Annotated in this window: 16 protein-coding genes and 1 pseudogene; all 17 read left to right on the forward strand. The window is 67.2% G+C overall.

Annotated features, from left to right (window positions below):
* The 17 genes and pseudogenes from olsA to N7I30_RS13410 all read left to right on the forward strand — a co-directional run bounded on the left by olsA (window position 1) and on the right by N7I30_RS13410 (window position 19,810).
* Window positions 1–873: a lyso-ornithine lipid O-acyltransferase gene (olsA, locus tag N7I30_RS13330; RefSeq protein WP_228239119.1), complete on the forward strand. Its 873-nt coding sequence runs from the start codon at window positions 1–3 to the stop codon at window positions 871–873.
* Between the two features lie 57 nt (window positions 874–930).
* Entirely contained in the window at window positions 931–2,382 is a 1,452-nt protein-coding gene (miaB, locus tag N7I30_RS13335; protein WP_498639445.1) for a tRNA (N6-isopentenyl adenosine(37)-C2)-methylthiotransferase MiaB, read from the forward strand.
* Window positions 2,383–2,426: 44 nt separating this feature from the next.
* Window positions 2,427–3,425, forward strand: a complete 999-nt coding sequence (locus N7I30_RS13340) for a PhoH family protein (protein WP_040325976.1) — start codon at window positions 2,427–2,429, stop codon at window positions 3,423–3,425.
* Window positions 3,425–4,036, forward strand: a complete 612-nt coding sequence (ybeY, locus tag N7I30_RS13345) for an rRNA maturation RNase YbeY (protein WP_498639447.1) — start codon at window positions 3,425–3,427, stop codon at window positions 4,034–4,036. Before N7I30_RS13340 ends, ybeY begins: the two co-directional genes overlap by 1 nt.
* Window positions 4,008–5,072, forward strand: a complete 1,065-nt coding sequence (locus tag N7I30_RS13350; protein WP_024349507.1) for a hemolysin family protein — start codon at window positions 4,008–4,010, stop codon at window positions 5,070–5,072. Before ybeY ends, N7I30_RS13350 begins: the two co-directional genes overlap by 29 nt.
* Before the next feature lie 209 nt (window positions 5,073–5,281).
* Window positions 5,282–6,877 carry an apolipoprotein N-acyltransferase gene (gene lnt / locus N7I30_RS13355; protein WP_498639531.1) on the forward strand — a complete coding sequence of 532 codons (1,596 nt, stop codon included), beginning with the start codon at window positions 5,282–5,284 and terminating at the stop codon, window positions 6,875–6,877.
* A gap of 149 nt (window positions 6,878–7,026) precedes the next feature.
* Window positions 7,027–7,446, forward strand: coding sequence for a helix-turn-helix domain-containing protein (locus N7I30_RS13360; protein ID WP_498639533.1), 420 nt, complete (start codon window positions 7,027–7,029; stop codon window positions 7,444–7,446).
* Window positions 7,447–7,630: 184 nt separating this feature from the next.
* A complete protein-coding gene (metK, locus tag N7I30_RS13365) occupies window positions 7,631–8,887 on the forward strand; it encodes a methionine adenosyltransferase (protein WP_024349509.1) in 1,257 nt (418 codons plus the stop codon).
* Between the two features lie 3 nt (window positions 8,888–8,890).
* A complete protein-coding gene (gene trmB, locus N7I30_RS13370; protein ID WP_024349510.1) occupies window positions 8,891–9,592 on the forward strand; it encodes a tRNA (guanine(46)-N(7))-methyltransferase TrmB in 702 nt (233 codons plus the stop codon).
* A gap of 245 nt (window positions 9,593–9,837) precedes the next feature.
* Window positions 9,838–10,446 carry a ribosome maturation factor RimP gene (gene rimP, locus N7I30_RS13375; protein WP_498639450.1) on the forward strand — a complete coding sequence of 203 codons (609 nt, stop codon included), beginning with the start codon at window positions 9,838–9,840 and terminating at the stop codon, window positions 10,444–10,446.
* Between the two features lie 188 nt (window positions 10,447–10,634).
* On the forward strand, window positions 10,635–12,245 hold the full coding sequence (gene nusA / locus N7I30_RS13380; protein WP_498639452.1) for a transcription termination factor NusA: 1,611 nt from the start codon (window positions 10,635–10,637) through the stop codon (window positions 12,243–12,245).
* A gap of 25 nt (window positions 12,246–12,270) precedes the next feature.
* Window positions 12,271–12,903, forward strand: a pseudogene (locus N7I30_RS13385) (RNA-binding protein); the annotation flags it as partial.
* 129 nt (window positions 12,904–13,032) lie between these two features.
* A complete protein-coding gene (infB, locus tag N7I30_RS13390; protein WP_498639454.1) occupies window positions 13,033–16,140 on the forward strand; it encodes a translation initiation factor IF-2 in 3,108 nt (1,035 codons plus the stop codon).
* A 132-nt stretch (window positions 16,141–16,272) separates the two neighbouring features.
* Window positions 16,273–16,686 (forward strand): 30S ribosome-binding factor RbfA, encoded by a 414-nt coding sequence (gene rbfA / locus N7I30_RS13395; protein WP_024349515.1) that lies wholly within the window; start codon window positions 16,273–16,275, stop codon window positions 16,684–16,686.
* Window positions 16,686–17,672: a tRNA pseudouridine(55) synthase TruB gene (truB, locus tag N7I30_RS13400; RefSeq protein WP_498639456.1), complete on the forward strand. Its 987-nt coding sequence runs from the start codon at window positions 16,686–16,688 to the stop codon at window positions 17,670–17,672. The genes rbfA and truB overlap by 1 nt, the downstream gene beginning before the upstream one ends.
* A 108-nt stretch (window positions 17,673–17,780) precedes the next feature.
* A complete protein-coding gene (gene corA / locus N7I30_RS13405) occupies window positions 17,781–18,878 on the forward strand; it encodes a magnesium/cobalt transporter CorA (RefSeq protein WP_498639458.1) in 1,098 nt (365 codons plus the stop codon).
* 2 nt (window positions 18,879–18,880) lie between these two features.
* Window positions 18,881–19,810: an alpha/beta hydrolase gene (locus N7I30_RS13410; protein ID WP_498639460.1), complete on the forward strand. Its 930-nt coding sequence runs from the start codon at window positions 18,881–18,883 to the stop codon at window positions 19,808–19,810.
* The last annotated feature ends 593 nt before the right edge of the window (window positions 19,811–20,403 follow it).

Raw genomic sequence — 20,403 nt, forward strand, 5'->3', positions numbered from 1 at the left:
ATGATCGGAACGCTGCGCGTCGCAGCCGTCAGCGTCATTCTCGTCGCACTGACCCTGATCCTGTGGCCGGTCCAGGCTGTCGCCATCGCCCGTGGATGGTCGCTGGCCAGGACCTTGCCGGTGCTGTGGCACCGTATCGCCTGCCGGGTGGCGGGCCTGCGGGTCCGCATCGTCGGCCAGCCATGCTCCGACCATCCCTTGCTGATCGCCGCCAACCACCAGTCCTGGTCGGACATCATGGTGCTCGGCCGGGTCATGCCCCTGTCCTTCATCGCCAAGTCGGAGGTCGAGGGCTGGCCTGCCTTTGGGCTTCTGGCAAAGCTGCAGCGCACGGTCTTCGTCGAACGCGGGGCGCGCCACCGCACCGGCCATCAGGCCGGGGCCATCGCCCGCCGGCTGAGCGAAGGCGACGCCATGGTGCTGTTTGCGGAAGGTACGACCTCGGACGGCAACGAGGTGTTGCCGTTCAAGACGGCGCTGTTCGGCGCGGCCCAGGCGGCGCTGGTCTCTTCGCATACGGCGCAGGTCCGGGTTCAGCCGGTGGCAATCGCCTATACCCATGCCAATGGCGTGCCACTGGGGCGGCGGTTCCGCCCACTGGTGGCCTGGCCGGGGGATGTGGCGCTCGGGCCGCATCTGCTCGGCGTCCTGAAGGAAGGGGCCATCGACGTCGAGATCTCGTTCGGCGAGCCAATCGTCTTCGCCGCCGATTCCAACCGCAAGCATGTCGCCAGGGCCGCGGAGGACAGCGTTCGGGCGATGCTGGCGGCGAGCCTTTGCGGCCACAATCTGCCTGCAAAGCAGCCGGCTGTGGTATCGCGACGCGAGCCGACGCTTGCACCGCGTCACGATGCTGTCGATATAGGGGGATAGGTCACTCGTTTCCGGCGGCGCGCGCCGGCAGCACACGAGGGCCGATCAGAAGGGCGCATGACCGACACGACTGCAGCAACACGACCGGACGAGACCGGCATCAATACCCGCAAGGTCTTCATCAAGACCTATGGCTGCCAGATGAACGTCTACGATTCGCAGCGTATGGGCGATGCCTTGGCGCGCGATGGCTACGAGCCGACCGAAGTGATCGAGGACGCCGATCTCGTTCTGCTCAACACCTGCCATATCCGCGAGCGGGCCGCCGAGAAGATCTATTCCGAACTGGGCCGCATCAAGCTGCTGAAGGCCGAAAAGGCCGAGCGGGGCGTGGAGATGCGCGTGGCCGTGGCCGGCTGCGTCGCCCAGGCCGAGGGTCAGGAGATCATCGACCGCGCGCCGGTCGTCGATCTCGTGATCGGACCGCAGACCTATCACCGGCTGCCCGAGGCGCTGGCCCGGGTCGCGCGCGGCGACAAGGTCGTGGAGACCGACTACGCCGTCGAGGACAAGTTCCGGCATCTGCCAAAGGTGACGGCGCCGCAAATCCGTGCGCGGGGCGTGACGGCTTTCCTCACCGTGCAGGAAGGCTGCGACAAGTTCTGCACCTTCTGCGTGGTGCCCTATACGCGCGGCTCCGAAGTCTCGCGTCCGCTGGCCCAGATCATGGGCGAGGCCCGCGCGCTGGCGGCGGCCGGCGTGCGCGAGGTCACGCTGCTCGGCCAGAACGTCAATGCCTGGTCGGGGCAGGACGAGGCGGGCCGCGACATCGGTCTTGGCGGATTGTTGCGGGCGCTGGCCGAAATTCCGGGCTTCGCGCGCCTGCGCTACACCACCTCTCATCCCCGTGACATGGATGACGACCTGATCGCCGCCCATCGCGATTTGCCGGCTCTGATGCCCTATCTGCATCTTCCGGTGCAGTCGGGTTCCGACCGTATTCTCAAGGCGATGAACCGTCGCCATACGGGCGCCGACTATCTGCGGCTTCTCGACCGCATTCGTCAGGCACGCCCCGATATCGCCCTGTCCGGCGACTTCATCGTCGGCTTTCCCGGCGAGACCGACGCCGATTTCGAGGACACGATGAAACTGGTCTCGCAGGTGCGCTACGCCTCGGCCTTCAGCTTCAAGTACTCGGCCCGTCCGGGCACGCCGGGCGCGACGATGGACGATCACGTGGACGAAGCGGTGAAGTCGGAGCGGCTGCAGCGGCTGCAGGCCTTACTTCGTGAGCATCAGGTCGATTTCGCCGAAAGCCTCGTCGGCCGTGACATCGACGTTCTGGTCGAAAAGCCGGGGCGTTATCCCCACCAGCGGGTCGGACGCTCGCCGTTCCTGCAGCCCGTTGTGTTGGACGCGGCCGCCGGCGAGATCGGCGATATCGTGACCGTGCGGATCGAATCGACCCTGCCGAATTCGCTGCTGGCGACTGGCGGTGCCGTTCCGGCCGCCGAGGCGCGGCATCGCAACGCAGTGCCTGCCGAACCGATAAGGAAGATCGCTTGAGGACGGAGCGTAGTACCGCAGCCCCTGCGTCGGGTGCATCCGACATGGCTCACATCGTCCTGACCTTCGAGGATAACCGCCTGGCCGGCTCGCTCTTCGGCCAGTTCGACGAGCATCTCGCGTTGCTCGAACAGAAACTGAAAGTCGACGCGCGGGCGCGCGGCAACAAGGTCGAGATCCGCGGCGATTCGGCGAGCTGCGAGCAGGCCCGGCGGGCGCTGGACTATCTGTATGAGCGGCTGCAGGCCGGCACCGAGATCGGCATCAAGGACGTCGAGGGCGCCATCCGCATGGCGATCGCGGCCGACGACCAGCTCTATCTGCCGACGCTGGAAAAGAAGGGCCGCATGTCGCTCGCGCAGATCTCGACGCGACGCCGGACCATCCACGCGCGCACGCCGACGCAGGACGCCTATATGCGGGCGCTGGAGCGCTCCGAGCTCGTCTTCGGCGTCGGGCCGGCCGGCACCGGCAAGACCTATCTGGCCGTCGCCCATGCCGCGATGCTGCTGGAGCGCGGGCAGGTCGAGCGGATCATCCTGTCGCGTCCGGCCGTCGAGGCCGGCGAGCGGCTCGGCTTCCTGCCCGGCGACATGAAGGAAAAGGTCGATCCCTATCTGCGGCCGCTCTACGACGCGCTCTACGACATGATCCCGGCCGAGAAGGTCGAGCGGGCGCTGGCCGCCGGCGCCATCGAGATCGCGCCGCTGGCCTTCATGCGTGGCCGGACGCTGGCGAATGCGGCGGTGATCCTCGACGAGGCGCAGAACACCACCACCATGCAGATGAAGATGTTCCTCACCCGCCTGGGCGAGAATGCCCGGATGGTGGTGACCGGGGACCCGTCCCAGGTCGATCTGCCACCCGGTCAGAAATCCGGTCTCGCCGAGGCGATGCGCATTCTGGAGACGGTGCCGCAGGCCGTGACGGTTCGCTTTGCCGCCAAGGACGTCGTTCGCCATCCGCTGGTCCAGGCGATCGTCGAGGCCTATGAGGAGGATGCGACGCGCGCCCGTGCGCCGGGCATCCCCGCGGCCCGGTAATGCCCGGATCGCAACCGCGTGCCGCCTTCGGCATGCCGACCTATGATGGCCTGACCGTCGCCCTGACCGTCGAGGATCCGCGCTGGGACGACGCCGGGCTCGGGGACATTCCGGCGATGGCGGTGGAGACCTTTTCGGTCGCCGCGGCGCGGCTGGGCCTGCCCGGCGATCTCGTCAGCGAGATATCCCTGACGCTGGCCGACGACGAGACGGTACGCGCCGTCAACGCCGAATGGCGGAACAAGGACAAGCCGACCAACATTCTGTCCTTCCCCATGGCCGATCTGGCGCCGGGCGAACGGCCGGGCCCGCTTCTGGGCGATCTTTTGGTCGCCTTCGAAACGGTCGCGCGCGAAGCGGATGAGGAGGCCAAGGCCTTTGCGGACCATTTCCGCCATCTTCTCGTGCACGGCTTCCTGCATCTGATGGGCCTCGATCACATGGTCGACACCGAGGCCGACGACATGGAGGCGGCGGAGATCGCCATTCTTGCCGAGTTTGGCATCGCCGATCCCTATGGCGACGAACCCGGTCCCTTGAACGAAGCCGAACAGGATGTTCCGGCGAACCAAGAGCGAGACGATGACCTTCGACACAGACGCGGCGGCTGACGGCAACCGCGGACCGGCCGGCGCCGAGAATGGCGACGACCACGCAGCCGGCGACGACCGAAGTCGGCGCGGCGCAAACCGCAGTGACGGCTTCTTTGGCGGCCTGATCCAGCGGGTGCGTCCGCGCATGCCCCGCCTGATGCGCGAGGACCTGACCCAGGCCCTCCTGCATCACGATCCCGGCGAGGGGGCCTTCTCGCCCGAGGAGCGCGCGATGCTCAACAACATTCTGCGGCTGCGCGAACTGCGCGTCGAGGATGTGATGGTGCCGCGTGCCGACATTCAGGCCGTCGACATCACGACCACCCTCGGCGAACTCATGAAGCAGTTCGAATCGAGCGGCCATTCGCGCATGCCGGTCTATGGCGAAAGCCTCGACGACCCGCGCGGCATGATCCACATCCGCGACGTCGTCGGCCACATCACCCGCGTCGCGCGACCGGCCAACGGGCAGGGCGCCAAGGAGCCGGCCGCGCGGACCCGGGCCGGCCTCGACCTGCGCCAGATCAACCTGGCCCGGAAGGTGTCCGACCTGGGGATCATCCGCAAGGTTCTCTTCGTGCCGCCCTCGATGCTCGCCACCGATCTGATGGCGCGCATGCAGGCCACCCGCACCCAGATGGCGCTGGTGATCGACGAATACGGCGGCACCGACGGGCTTGTGTCGCTGGAGGACATCATCGAGATGGTCGTCGGCAACATCGAGGACGAGCACGACGACGACGCCCCGATGATCACCGAAAGCGGCGACGGCATCTATTACGCCGACGCCCGTGCCGACCTCGACGAGGTTCGCAAGCTGGTAGGCGAGGATTTCGACATCAGCGAATACGAGGACGAGGCCGACACGATCGGCGGTCTCCTGTTCTCCGAGCTCGGCCGCGTGCCGGCGCGCGGCGAAGTGGTGCAGGCTGTTCCAGGCTTCGAGTTCCAGGTACTCGATGCCGACCCGCGCCGGGTTCGCCGTGTCCGGATCGTCCGCTTTCGCCAAGGCGAGAAGCGCCGCCGCTTCGTGGAAGGACTGGCCGACGCCTGAGGGGGCGTCGGTGACCGCTGGCCGCCTTCGGCAGCCGAAGTCGCGGGAATGTTCTGCATATCGTCGGCGCCCGGCGTAGGATGCCGGCCCGACCGAATCCTGCAGGGGGCCCTGTGAGCGTTATTTCCCGCGGCGACGACCGCATCCGCGACGACAATATTCTCGACCGGATTGCCGGTTGGGTGTCGCTCGCCGAAGGCTGGCGCCGCATGGTGCTGGCGCTGTCTGCGGGGGCGATCTGTACCTTCGCCCTGCCGCCCTACAATTTCCCCGCCGTCGGCTTCATCGGTTTTCCGCTGCTCGTCTGGCTCCTCGACGGCGCGGCCGCCGAGCCGGGCCGCTCGGCCCTGCGCCGCATGGCGCCGGCCTTCGTCACGGGCTGGCTGTTCGGCTTCGGCTATTTCGTCGCCGGCCTGTGGTGGCTGGGCGCCGCCATGATGGTCGACGCGGCGAGCTTTGCGATCTTCATCCCGCTCGCGGTGCTCGGCCTGCCGGCGATCCTCGCCATCTATTTCGGGCTGGCGGCCGCGCTGGCGCGTTGCGTGTGGACCGACAGCGCGTATCGAATCCTGGCGCTGGCCGGCTCGCTGGCGCTAATCGAATATCTGCGCGAAATCCTGTTCACGGGCTTTCCCTGGAACGAGATCGGCGTCATGGCCGCGCCGCTGCCGCTGTTGATGCAGACGAGCAGCCTCGTCGGCGTGCACGGGCTGACCCTCTTGGCCGTCGTCGTCTTTGCCAGCCCGGCCGTCCTCGTCGACCGGCGGGGCCGGGCCGCGATGCTGGCGGCCGCGGCGACCCTGCTCGTCCTGCATGTGGGATACGGGGCCTGGCGGCTGCAGGCCCATCCGACCGAGCTGGTCGAGAATGTCCGGGTTCGGGTGGTGCAGCCCAATATCCTGCAATCGCTGAAATGGGACGAGAACGAAGCGGAGCGGATCTTCGAGCGCCACCTGTCGCTGACCGGAGCCGACGCTGTCGCGGCCAGTGTCGATCCCGCCGCGGCCGGAGGCGCTGCCTCGGATGGGCCCGCCGACCCTTCTACGCGCACCCTTGTCGTCTGGCCCGAATCCGCCTTTCCATTCCTGTTGACCGAGCGGCCCGACGCCATCGCGCGAATCGCTGAGGCGCTGCAGCCCGGCGAAACGCTGATTGCCGGCGCAGCACGGCTCGAAGGCGCCGATATCACCTCTTCTCGTGTGTATAACTCGGTCTACGTCATCAACGACGCGGGCCAGATCGTGGATGCGCGGGACAAGACGCATCTGGTCCCCTTCGGCGAATATCTGCCGTTCCAGGAATTTCTCGAAGGGTTCGGTCTGTCGCAACTCGCCGAAATGCCGGGCGGCTTTTCGGCGGGTACCGTGCGCAGTCCGGTTCCTCTCGAAGGCGCGCCCTCTTTCCTGCCGCTGATCTGCTACGAGATCATCTTTCCTTCCGAGATCGAGGCCGGCGCGCCCGACGATCGTCCGGGCTTTTTCGTGAACGATACCAATGACGCATGGTATGGCGATACGCCCGGACCCTACCAGCATCTGCGGCTGGCCGAACTGACCTCGGTCGCCTTCGGACTGCCGCTCGTGCGCAGTGCCAACACCGGCATCTCGGTCGTCACGGACGCCTATGGACGGCAGCTCGACGGGCTGGCGCTCGGCGCGACGGGAAGCATCGAAACGCCGCTGCCCAGGGCCGCCCCCGCCACGATCTACGCAAGCTGGGGCAACACCCCATTCTGGATTGCATTTTTCATAATATGGATGATCCCGATAGCAATGCGGTTAAAGATGCGCGCTCTGATTGATTGACATGCGCGACACGCGCTGCCTAACCCGAAGGCCGAAATTGATTGCGACAATTTTCTGGGGCCCGGAGGCGCACCGCCACTGGGGATGACGGCCCGCCGCATCGGATGGAAGTTGCGATGTCGATGATGCTGAGAGAAGAGGCACCCGCCATGGTCGACAACAAGAAGAAGCCCAATCCGGTGGATATCCACGTCGGGTCGCGGGTTCGTCTTCGTCGGACCATGCTCGGCATGAGCCAAGAAAAACTGGGCGAAAGCCTCGGGATCACCTTTCAGCAGATTCAGAAATACGAGAAGGGCACCAACCGCATTGGTGCCAGCCGGTTGCAGCGGATTTCCGAAGTGATGACCGTTCCGGTGTCCTTCTTCTTCGAGGATGCGCCCACCGGCATGAGCGGCAACGAAAGTCTGCAGGAGCCGTCGAGCCCGGACTATGTCGTCGACTTCCTTTCTTCTTCCGAGGGCCTGCAACTCAACCGGGCCTTTGTGCGCATCTCCGATCCGAAGGTCCGCCGCCGCGTCATCGATCTGGTCCGCACCCTGGCGGACTCGGGCGAGACCGACAGCTAGGTTCTGAGCGACTCGCGTCATACGTGAGCCCCGGGCGCACTTGACGCCGCGCTGCCATTGCCCCAAACCGCATTCCGCAAGATTCAAGCCGGGCGTAAGTTCCTGTTGTGGTGCTCAACGGCACGACAAGCTCTCGCGTCTGACTGCCCCGAGCGGGATTCTCCAGAAACGGAAAGAGGAATCGATGGCGCGTTCTGACTATGTCTTCACCAGCGAAAGCGTGTCGGAGGGCCATCCCGACAAGGTCTGCGACCGGATCTCCGATGAGATCGTCGATCTGATCTATCGAGAGGCCAAGAAGACTGGCGTTGACCCTTGGTCGGTTCGCATCGCCTGCGAGACCCTGGCGACCACGAATCGCGTCGTCATCGCCGGCGAGGTTCGCCTGCCGGCCAGCCTGATGAAGACCGACAAGAACGGCAACGAAGTCATCAATGCCGGTCGTTTCCGGTCTGCCGCGCGTCGTGCGATCCGCGATATCGGCTACGAGCAGGACGGTTTCCACTGGAAGAACGCCAAGGTCGACATCCTGCTGCATTCGCAGTCGGCCGACATCGCCCAGGGCGTCGACAAGGCGTCTGACGCCGAAGACGGCGCCAACCAGGCCGAAGGCGCGGGCGACCAGGGCATCATGTTCGGCTACGCCTGCCGCGAGACCCCGGACCTGATGCCGGCGCCGATCTTCTACGCGCACAAGATCCTCGAGATCCTGGCGGCCGCCCGCAAGAAGGGCGAAGGGGACGCAGCGCATCTTGGCCCGGACGCCAAGAGCCAGGTGACCGTGCGTTACAAGGACGGCATGCCTTTCGAGGTCAGCTCGATCGTCCTGTCCACCCAGCACACCGATGACAGCTGGGATTCCGCCAAGGTGCGGACGGTCGTCGAGCCCTATATCCGCGAAGCCCTGAGCGACATCGCGATCGCTGACGATTGCGCCTGGTACATCAACCCGACCGGCAAGTTCGTCATCGGCGGCCCGGACGGCGACGCCGGTCTCACCGGCCGCAAGATCATCGTCGACACCTATGGCGGTGCGGCGCCGCACGGAGGTGGCGCGTTCTCCGGCAAGGACACGACCAAGGTCGACCGTTCTGCTGCCTATGCCGCGCGCTACCTGGCCAAGAATGTCGTCGCGGCCAAGCTCGCCGACCGCTGCACGATCCAGCTCGCCTACGCGATCGGCATCGCCCAGCCGCTGGCGGTCTATGTCGACCTCCACGAGACCGGCAAGAATGTCGACGAAGTCGCCATCGAGAAGGCGATCCGGGCGGTGATGGATCTGTCGCCGACGGGCATCCGTCGTCATCTCGACCTCAACAAGCCGATCTACGCCAAGACCGCAGCCTACGGCCATTTCGGCCGCAAGCCCGGCCGTGACGGTTCCTTCTCCTGGGAGAAGACCGATCTCGCGCCGAAGCTGAAGGCCGCGCTGGCCAGCTGATCGATGACGGCCGAAGGACATCCCGAGCGCTCGCGCGAGGCGTTCTTCGGCCGGCTCAAGGGGCCGAAGCTTCGGCCCGGCCAGACCGCATTGATCGAAGAGGTTCTGCCGCAGTTGCGGCCGGACCTCACCCAGCCTGCCCCCGAATCTCTGGCCGATCTGTTTCCGGTGCCGGTCGAGGCGGTGCGGCTGGAGATCGGCTTTGGCGGCGGCGAGCATCTCCTGCACGAAAGCGGACGCTTTCCGAACGTCGGCTTCATCGGCGTCGAGCCCTTCGTCAACGGCATGGCGAAGCTGCTCAGCGCCATCCAGGATGCGCCGCGGCCCAACCTCCGGCTCTACGACGACGACGCCACACGCCTCCTGGACTGGCTGCCTGCGGCAAGCCTTGCCGGCGTCGATCTGTTCTATCCCGATCCCTGGCCCAAGCGCCGCCATTTCAAGCGGCGGTTCGTCAACGCGCGCAATCTGGATCGGATCGCGCGGGTGCTGGCGCCCGGATCGAGCTTTCGCTTCGCGTCCGACATCGACACCTATGTCGACTGGACGCTGCGCCACTGCCGCGACCATGCCGAATTCGAATGGACGGCCGAGCGCGCGGCCGACTGGCACACGCCCTACGAGGCCTGGCCCGGCACCCGCTACGAGGCGAAGGCGATCCGCGAGGGACGTCCGCCGGCCTACCTGACTTTCCGTCGCCGCTGAGGCGGTTTTGACGCGGCGTGGCCGGGGCCGTCGTGAAGATGCTTGAAGGATCGAGCAAAACGGCGTATACCCCTCCCAAATTCTCTGCGATGTGGTCGAGAGAGTGGGTCCTGCCGGTCCCGCTCTTTTTTGTTACCGGGGGTGCGGTATCTCCAGTGATCACGCGTCAAGACGCCGATCCATGTCGCGGATCGATCAATTGGGCCGGGTCGGACGCCGGCCCGCAACACTTCTCTCGGAGTACCGTGACGACCGCTACAGACCGCATCGTGAAGGAACAGGGCCTGGAAGGCCGCGTCGCTGAGATCGTCGAGCCGGCGATCGAGCAGATCGGCTACCGGCTGGTGCGCGTGCGCACCTCGGGCCTCAACGGCATGACGCTGCAGATCATGGCGGAGCGGCCGGACGGCACGATGACCGTCGAGGATTGCGAAGCGGTATCGCGCGCGGTCTCTCCGGTTCTCGATGTCGACGATCCTATCGACAAGGCGTATCATCTGGAAGTGTCCTCGCCGGGCATCGACCGTCCCCTCGTGCGCAAGGGCGACTTCGAGACCTGGGCCGGTTTCCTGATGAAGCTCGAGACCAACCGGCTGATCAACGAGCGCAAGCGTTATCGCGGCAAGATCGTGGCAGTAGGCGACGAGGCGATCACCGTCGAGCGCGACCAGCCTGCCGAAGGCGAGCCGGGCGCCGTCGAGATTCCCTTCGATGCCATCGGCGAAGCGCGGCTGATCCTGACCGACGATCTGATCGCCGCGGCCCTGAAGGCCGACAAGGCTGCCCGCAAGGCGCGTGGCGACGTCGATCCGGATACCGGCGACGACGACGAGGCGGGAGCCTCCGAGCACTAGAGTGGCGCAGTGGGCGCCAGCGCCCGCCGCCTTATGACGAACGACAAGCCGGGCGCTGCGGGGTGACCCGGTCGGGAGCCCGACCGGACGCCAGGCGCCACAAGCCACCTGAAGGGTGGACGGCCGGAAGCGATGATGGGACCGACTGCGGCTGAGCGGCGGACGGTTCGAAGTCAGGAGAAGAGACAATGGCAGTCAGTGCGAACCGGCTGGAGCTTCTGCAGATTGCGGACGCTGTCGCGCGGGAAAAGTCGATCGATCGTGAGATCGTCATCGGGGCGATGGCCGACGCCATCCAGAAGGCGGCACGTTCGCGCTACGGCCAGGAAACCAACATCCGCGTCGACATCAACCAGAAGACCGGTGAGATGAAGCTGCAGCGGCTGCTCGAGGTCGTCGACGAGGTCGAGGATCCGAACACCCAGATCTATCTCGATCTCGCCCGGGACAAGAACCCCGACGCCGAGCCGGGCGACTTCATCGCCGAGCAGCTGCCGCCGATGGATTTCGGTCGCATCGCCGCCCAGTCCGCCAAGCAGGTTATCGTCCAGAAGGTGCGCGACGCCGAGCGCGACCGCCAGTATGACGAATACAAGGACCGCGTCGGCGAGATCGTCAACGGTACGGTCAAGCGGGTCGAATACGGCAACGTCATCGTCGATCTGGGCCGCGGCGAGGGCATCATCCGCCGCGACGAGCAGATCCCGCGGGAGCTCTTCCGCTATGGCGATCGCGTCCGCGCCTTCGTCTACGACGTGCGCCGCGAGCAGCGCGGTCCGCAGATCTTCCTGTCGCGCACCCATCCGCAGTTCATGGCGAAGCTCTTCACCATGGAAGTGCCGGAGATCTACGACGGCATCATCACCATCAAGGCCGTCGCCCGTGACCCGGGTTCGCGCGCCAAGATCGCGGTGACGTCGAGCGATTCTTCCGTCGATCCGGTCGGCGCCTGCGTCGGCATGCGCGGTTCGCGCGTGCAGGCCGTGGTCGGCGAGCTGCAGGGCGAAAAGATCGACATCATCCCCTGGTCGCCGGACGCCGCATCCTTCCTCGTCAACGCGCTGCAGCCTGCGGAAGTCGCCAAGGTGGTGCTCGACGAGGACGCCGAGCGTATTGAAGTCGTGGTCCCCGATGACCAATTGTCATTGGCGATCGGTCGTCGCGGACAGAATGTCCGGCTGGCTTCGCAGCTCACCGGCTGGGACATCGACATCCTGACCGAGCAGGAAGAATCCGAGCGGCGCCAGAAGGAATTCGCCGAGCGTTCGGAGACCTTCATGAACGCCCTGAATGTCGACGAGATGGTCGGTCAGGTGCTGGCGTCGGAAGGCTTCGCCACCGTCGAGGAAATCGCCTATGTCGACCAGGACGAGGTCGCCGCGATCGAAGGCTTCGACGACGAGACGGCTTCCGAGATCCAGGAGCGCGCACGCGAATTCCTGGAGCGCCGCGAGGCGGAGTTCGACGCCAAGCGCGTCGAGTTGGGCGTCAGCGACGATCTGCGTCAGATCAACGGTGTGACCACGCCGATGCTGGTGGCGCTGGGCGAAGACGGCGTGAAGACGATGGAAGACTTCGCCGGCTGCGCCGCCGACGATCTGATCGGCTGGACCGAGCGCAAGAACGGCGAGACGACGCGTTTCCCGGGGGCACTGTCCGCCTTCGACGTGTCGCGGGCCGACGCCGACCAGATGGTGCTGCAGGCGCGTCTGATCGCCGGCTGGATCACCGAAGCGGATCTTGCCGGACCGGAAGGGGAAGAGATGACCGACGAGGCCGAGGAAGGCCAGGCGGTCTGAGTCGAAGGACGGGCCGGGAATCGGCATGACGGAGGACGCGGGCGACGAAGCGGAGGTTGAATTGAACGATCGTACGTGCATCGTTTCACGTCGGACGTGCGATCCTGCCGATCTCATCCGCTTCGTCCGTGGCCCCGACGGGGCCGTCGTGCCGGATCTGCGGCGTCGACTTCCCGGACGGGGAGCCCATGTCTCGCTTGACCGGACGCTGGTCGACGAGGCGGTTCGCCGCAAGCTCTTCGCCCGGGCGTTCCGGGCGCAGGTCACCGGACCCGCCGATCTCGGCGATCAGGTGGACGGGCTCCTGGCCAGGGCCGCACTGGGCGCCCTCGGGCTGGCTCGGAAGGCCGGACAATTGGTGACCGGCGCGACCAAGGTGGACACGGCCATCCGGTCGGGACGCGCGCTCATGGTGATCCATGCCAGCGATGCGGCGCCGGACGGGATACGCAAGCTGGACGCCGCCCGACGCGCGGTCGCGGCGACCAGCGGAACTGAGATTTCATCCCTGCGTCTGCTCGATGCGGACGAATTGGGTTTGGCCTTTGGCCAGGGGAATGTGATACATGCAGCGATCCTTGCCGGTGGCGCGGGCTCGGCTGCGGCGACGTGCCTTCGAGCACTCGCGACATATCGGGGCGAAGGCTCCGGATCGGTTTCAGGCGCGCCCGCAGGGTCCGCCGGCCACGTGACCGATACTGGGAACGACATGGGAGCGCCTTTACAGCGACGCTCCGGGCAAGATGAAGGGCGCGGGCTCGATCCCGCGCAGGAAGCGGAAGCGTAGATGAGCGATACCAAGTCCGGCGACGACAAGACGCTGAGCGTCAGCACGAAGAAGACCCTGACCCTGAAGCGGAGCGGCGTCGAGCAGTCGACGGTGCGTCAGAGTTTCTCGCATGGGCGCACCAACAACGTCGTTGTCGAGACCAAGAAGCGGCGCATCGCCAAGCCGGAGGAGCGCGAGGCATCGCCTGCGGTCGCCGCCGGCCTGAAGCCGCGTGCGCCGCAGCCGGCTGCACCCGCCAAGCCGGCCGAAACGCCGGCAGAGGCGACGTCGCCGCGCGTCGCGCCGACAACGCCGCCGCCGACCCCGCCCCAGGCCGGCGGTCGCCCGCAGCAGATCCAGCTCGGTCCCAAGCCCGGCGAGGAGCCGGCTGCCAAGGCACCGGCGCCGAGCGAGCCGGAAGCTCCGGTCGCGGCGAAGGCCGAAGCGGCCGCTCCGGCTGTGCCCGAGACGCCGGCCGCGGAAGCACCGGCACCGGAGGCCCCAGCGGCCAAGCCGGATGCGCCGAAGGCCGAGGCTGCGGCCCCCGCTGCCGAGAAGCCTGCCGCCGAGAAGGCGGCTGCCGCCAAGCCGGCCGCGCCGGTCGCCAGCACCCCTTCCGCGCCGACCGCAACGGCACGTCCGGCTGCCGGCCGTACGGGCGCCGCACCGCAGGGCCGTCCCGGCCAGGCTGGTGCCGGTGGTCGCCCCCCGCAGGGCGGTGGACGTCCGGGCGGTCGCGACGAGCGTCGTCCCGCGGCGCCGGCCACCGGTCGTCAGCCGCGCGGCGCCGTTCTCAGCGACCTGTCGTCGCGCGAGATGGATGCACGTCGCCGTGCCCTCGAACTCGCGAAGCAGCGCGAGGCCGAAGACCGCCGCCTGTTCCAGGAGCAGGAAGCTCGCCGCATTGCCGAGGACGAGCGCCGTCAGCGCGAGCGTGAGGAATCCGAGCGCCGGCAGGCCGAGGAGAACGCCCGGCTCGAGCTCGAGGCCGAGGCCCGCCGCAAGGCCGAGGCCGATGCCGAACGCCGCGCTCCGCAGGGCAAGGCCGACGCCAACGCGCCGGCACCGAGCCCGGCCGACGCAGAGGCGGCGGAAGCTGCCGCTGCACGTGGTCGCGGCGATGCCCGTCGCCGGCCTGGCGAGGAAGACGATGCGCGCGCCCGTCCGGGCGTCCGTCGTCCGGTCAAGGGTGCCGAGGCGCCGAAGCCGGCCCGGCCGGATCGCGATGCCGGCCGCCGTCGCGGCAAGTTGACGCTCGACAAGGCGCTGACCGCCGATGATGGCGCACGGGGCCGGTCCCTGTCGTCGATCCGGCGCCGCCAGGAGAAGTTCAAACGCTCGCAGCAGAATACGCCGCGGGAGAAAATTGCACGCGAAGTGACCATTCCAGAGACGATCAGCATTCAGGAACTCGCCAACCGCATGTCGGAGCGTTCCGTCGACGTCATCAAGTTCCTCATGCAGCAGGGACAGATGATGAAGCCGGGCGACATCATCGAAGCGGATCTGGCCGAGCTCATCGCGTCGGAATTCGGACACACGGTTCGCCGCGTGGCGGAATCCGACGTTGAGGAAGGCATCTTCAACGTCGAGGACAATGTCGAGAAGCTGCAGTCGCGCCCTCCAGTCGTGACGATCATGGGCCATGTCGATCACGGCAAGACCTCGCTGCTCGACGCGATCCGCAAGACGTCCGTGGTGTCCGGCGAATCCGGCGGCATCACGCAGCATATCGGCGCCTATCAGGTCGAGCAGGATGGTCAGAAGATCACCTTCATCGACACACCGGGCCACGCCGCCTTCACGGCGATGCGTGCCCGTGGCGCCGAAGCGACCGACATCGCCGTTCTGGTGGTGGCGGCTGACGACAGCGTCATGCCGCAGACGATCGAATCCATTAATCACGCCAAGTCGGCGGGTGTCCCGATCATCGTGGCGATCAACAAGATCGACAAGCCGGGCGCCGATGCGTCGAAGGTCCGCACGGGCCTCCTGCAGCACGAGGTCTTCGTGGAATCCATGGGCGGTGAGGTCCTCGACGTCGAGGTCTCGGCCACCAAGGGCCTCAACCTCGACAAGCTGCTCGAGGCGATCCTGCTGCAGGCCGAACTGCTCGACCTGAAGGCCGACCCGGAGCGCACCGCCGAGGGTTCCGTCATCGAGGCGCAGCTCGACAAGGGCCGCGGTCCGGTCGCGACCGTTCTCGTCCAGACCGGTACGCTCAAGATCGGCGACATCGTCGTTGCCGGCGATGAGTGGGGCCGCGTGCGCGCCCTGATCAACGACAAGGGCGAGCAGATCAAGGAAGCCGCGCCGTCGACGCCGGTCGAGGTGCTGGGCATGCAGGGAACGCCGCTTGCCGGCGACCGCATGGCCGTCGTCGAGAACGAGGGCAAGGCCCGCGAGATCGCCGACTACCGCCAGCGCGTGGCCCGCGAGAAGCAGGTCGCCAAGAATGCCGGCCAGCGCGGTTCGCTCGAGCAGATGATGTCGCAGCTGCAGGATACGGGGCTCAAGGAGTTCCCGCTGCTGATCAAGGGCGACGTGCAGGGCTCGATCGAAGCCATTGTCGGCGCGCTCGATGCCTTGGGCACCGACGAGGTTCGTGCCCGGATCGTCCATTCGGGGGCCGGTGCGATCACCGAGTCGGACGTGGCGCTCGCCGCCGCCTCCAACGCCGCGATCATCGGCTTCAATGTCCGCGCCAACAAGCAGGCCCGCGACGCCTCGGCCCGCGACGGGATCGAGATCCGCTACTACAACATCATCTACGACCTCGTGGATGACGTGAAGGATGCGATGTCCGGCCTGCTCTCGCCAGAGCGCCGCGAGACCTTCCTCGGCAATGCCGAGATCCGGGAGGTGTTCAACATCACCAAGGTAGGCAAGGTCGCGGGTTGTCTCGTCACCGAGGGCGAAGTCGAGCGCGGTGCCGGCGTGCGCCTTATCCGCGATAACGTCGTCATCCACGAAGGCACGCTCAAGACGCTCAAGCGCTTCAAGGACGAAGTGCCCAAGGTCATCAGCGGCCAGGAGTGCGGCATGGCCTTCGAGCGCTACGAGGACATTCGCCAGGGCGACGTCATCGAGTGCTTCCGCGTCGAGCACGTGGCCCGCACGCTCTAGAGCGACGCGGAAACAACAGGGCTCAATCGGCGGGCGGGGAGCGATCCTCGCCCGCCGAGCCTTGCGCGTCACGCTGGCCGGAAACGGCGAGCACCCTTTGCCCATCCACCGATATGACGGGACGATTCGGATATGGCCCGAACCTCATCCTCCGGACCCTCGCAGCGCCAGTTGAGCGTCGGCGAGAAGGTCAGGCACGCCCTTACCGAGGTGATGCAGCGCGGCGAGATCAACGATCCGATGCTGGAGAAGGCGCTCGTCTCGGTGACCGAGGTGCGCATGTCGTCGGATCTCAAACTCGCGACGGCCTATGTGACGATCCTCGGTCAGACCGAGACCAAGCCCTTCGTCGACGCGCTGAACCGCAATGCCCGCTTCATCCGCGGCCGGCTGACGCCGGCGCTGCGACAGATGAAATACATGCCGGAGGTGCGGTTTCGCACCGATACCTCCTTCGACAATTTCGCGCGCATCGACGCGCTCCTCAAATCGCCGGAGGTCGCCCGCGACCTCGATGACGAGGACGACGACAAGGACAACGGCTGATGGCACGCCGTGGCAAGAAGCCCAAGGGTCGGCCGATCAATGGCTGGATCATCTTCGACAAGCCCAAGGGCATGGGCTCCACCGAAGCCGTGTCGAAGATGAAATGGATGTTCTTCGCCCAGAAGGCCGGCCATGCGGGCACGCTGGACCCGCTGGCCTCCGGCATGCTGCCGATCGCGCTGGGCGACGCGACCAAGACCGTTCCCTTCGTCATGGATGGCCGCAAGGTCTACCGCTTCAGCGTCCGCTGGGGTGCCGAGACGACGACCGACGACACCGAGGGGCCGGTGGTCAATTCCTCCGGAGCGCGCCCGTCGCGGGCCGACATCGAGGATCTGCTGGCCGACTATACCGGCGAGATCACCCAGGTGCCGCCGAACTTCTCCGCTATCAAGATCGCCGGCGAGCGGGCCTATGACCTGGCGCGCGAGGGCGAGACCGTGGAGATCGCGCCGCGCACGGTTTCCGTTCATCGCCTCGACATCGTCGAGATGCCCGACGCCGAGACGACCGTCTTCGAGGCGGAATGCGGCAAGGGCACCTATGTGCGCGCCATTGCCCGCGACCTCGGCCGCGATCTCGGCTGCTACGGCCATGTGGTCGAGCTGCGCCGTGTCTCCGTCGGCGCCTTCGGGGAAGACGACTTGGTGCCGCTGAGCGAGCTGGAAGCGGCGGCCGAAGAGGGCATGGAAGAGCTCGACGCCGAGGCGATCGAATCCGGAGCCAAACCGCGCGTCGTCGATTTCGAGCCGTTGGACGAGTATCTCGTCAGCCCGGAATCGGCCCTGTCGGATCTCTACGAGGTGATGCTCAGCGACGAGCAGGCGAGCCGCGTCCTGTCCGGCAATCCGGTGCTGCTGCGCGGCCGCGATGCGCCGGCCTTCTGCGACGAGGCCTACGCCACCGGCCATGGCCGGCTGATCGCGCTAGGCTCGGTTGAAGAGGGCTCCTTCCGGCCCAAGCGCGTGTTCGGCGGCAAGGGCTGAACCACCGCTGATCCCGTTCGCGCCTGTCGATCCCGCCGCCGCGCCTTATCTCGCTGCGATGAGCCGCCGGGATAAAGCTCCGGGCGGCAGCAGGGCAGCAGGGGCGCGATGAGACTGGCGAGCATAACCGGAACGAAACGGCGGGCACGGCGCAAGGAGAAGGCGCGGCGTTTGGCCGTCGGTGCGCCGCCCGGAACCCTCGAGGCCGACCCGCAGGCCGCCCCCACCGACATCAGCGTCGTCGCCATCGGCGGCGGCGAGAGCCTGCGCCAGACCGGCGTGACGGTCGAAGCAGCGCTGGCGCTGCGCGAATCGTGGCCGCTGGTCTGGATCGACTGTTCGGGCCTTGCCGACATCGAGGCGATCCGCGCCATCGGCGCTGCCTTCGGGCTGCACCCGCTGGCGCTGGAAGACGTGCTCGACACCGCCCAGCGGCCCAAATGCGAGGTGCAGGCGGACCACGCCTTCGTCGTCATGCGGATGCTCGACCGCGAGGGCGGCAGCGAACAGCTGTCGCTGTTCTTCGGCGAGGGCTTCGTCCTGACCTTCCAGGAGCGCGGCGGCGACAGTTTCGAGCCGGTGCGCCAGCGCATCGCCAAGGGCGCGCCGCGGCTTCTGGCCGGCCATGCCGACTATCTCGCCTATGCCCTGATCGACGCGGTGATCGACGGCTATTTCCCGGTGGTGGACGCCCAGATCGCGCGGATCGAGCAGCTCGAGGACGACATCCTGGCCGGCGTCGACGGCGACCAGGTGCACGATCTGCACGGCCTGCGCCGCGAGCTCCTGGGCCTGAAGCGCTGGCTGCGGCCGACCCGCGACGCGCTGGGCGTCATCCTGCGGCTCGACCGGCCGTGGCTGAGGGCCGAGACGCGGGTCTATTTCACCGACGTGCAGGACCATGCCGACCAGCTCATCGACACCAACGAGACCTATCGCGACACCGCCTCGGGGCTGATCGACCTGCACATGACCCTGTCGGCGGCCAAGACGAGCGAGGTGATCAATTTGCTGACCATCATCTCGACCATCTTCATTCCGCTCGGCTTTCTCGCCGGTCTCTGGGGCATGAACTTCAACCCCGAGATTTCCGACTGGAACATGCCGCTGACCCAGCATCCGCTCGGCTATCCGATCGCGCTGGCCTTCATGGTGGCGCTGGCGCTGGGCCTGCTCGTCTATTTCCGCAAACGGCGCTGGATCTGATCATGCTCGACCCTGAAGCCCAGGCCGTTCTCGACGATCTGGCGCGCAAGGCCGCCGTGCAGGTGGAGCCGCGCGATGCCGCCCAGAAACTCGCCCAGGCCCGCGCCATGACCGGCGCCATGGCCGATTATTCCGGCGAGGCGCCCGCCGGCGTGACCGCCCGCGACATCGCGGTGCCGGGCCCGGCCGGGCCGATCCGCGTGCGCCTGACCCGGCCAGACGGCGCGGCATCGCCGCCGCTCCTGGTCTGGTATCACGGCGGCGGCGCCATGGCGGGCTCGCTGGAGGGCCACGACGTCCCGCTGCGCCAGCTGACCGAAGCGACCGGCTGGGCGATCGCCTCGGTCGACTACCGGCTGGCGCCCGAACATCCCCATCCCGCCCCCCAGGACGATTGCCTCGCCGCCACGCGCGCCCTGCGGGATGCGGCCGAAACGCTCGGCTGCGATCCGGCGCGCTTTGCCATCGGCGGCGATTCCATCGGCGGGCTGTTTGCCGCCGACGTGGCGCTGGCGCTGCGCGAGGCGGGCGAGCGGGGCCCCGAAGCAATGGTGCTGGTCTATCCCAACACCGATCTGCGGCCGGACCGCCCCTGGCCGTCGCTTGGCACCGAGAGCGGCCATGTGATGACGCGAGACTCGCTCGCCTATGAGAACGACCTCTTCGTGCCCGATGTCGCCGACCGCTACACGCCGCGCGCCTCGCCCTTTCTGGCGGCGGACCTCACCGGCCTGCCGCGGGCGCTGGTGATCACCTGCGAGCACGACCCGCTGCGCGACGAGGGCGAGGGTTTTGCCGCGCGCCTCGGCGAAGCCGGCGTTCAGGTCACCGCCCATCGCGAGGCGGGCATGATTCACGCAGTCCTGCAGATGGATGGCTGGATCGCCCGCGCCGCCGATCTGCGCGCCCGCATCGCGGATTTCCTCGGCTAGGCGCGCGGCCGCGCCCGGCGGCGCGATGCGCCCCGGCTGTGGCCCGTTCTGCGCCGGGCTTCCCCCGGCGGATCTCGTCCGGCTGCCGATGGGCAGCGGAGCGCCGGAGGCGAACCTTCCGACTGATTTTGTATCGGCTCGCCTCCGGCGCTCCGCACGGCGTCTTGGCAGATGCGTTTCACCCTTCCGTCAGCCGGCGCCGCATGGGCGCGGGCGCAGGCCTCGGGGTGGGTGGCTGCCGGCTCGGTGCGGGTTTCCCCGCATGCGGACCGTTCCGCGCCGCCTCCTAGTGGGCAGGGTCCGGCGGGGCCACGCATCCGTCCGGGCCGCCCGACCCTCCGGAAGGGCCAGGCGTCGCGGACGCCGCCCGCCTCCCCGAACGATCCCGGCGATCGTCCGTCCCGTCGGGGACGCGGTGAGGGCAGTGTGCAGGCGGTGGCGAAGGGTGGGGATAAGATTTTTGGGGCTACGCTGATGTGGGCCGAAAGTGGACTGGCGGCTTTCGACGCTTTTCAGGCGGGCACCTGCCGTTCCCTCCACTACCCGTTGCCAGTCTTTTAGGAATGCCTGAGTCGCTGAATAAACTCACCTTT

Origin of the sequence: Aurantimonas litoralis, from assembly GCF_026153195.1 — a bacterium.
GTDB lineage: Bacteria > Pseudomonadota > Alphaproteobacteria > Rhizobiales > Rhizobiaceae > Aurantimonas > Aurantimonas coralicida.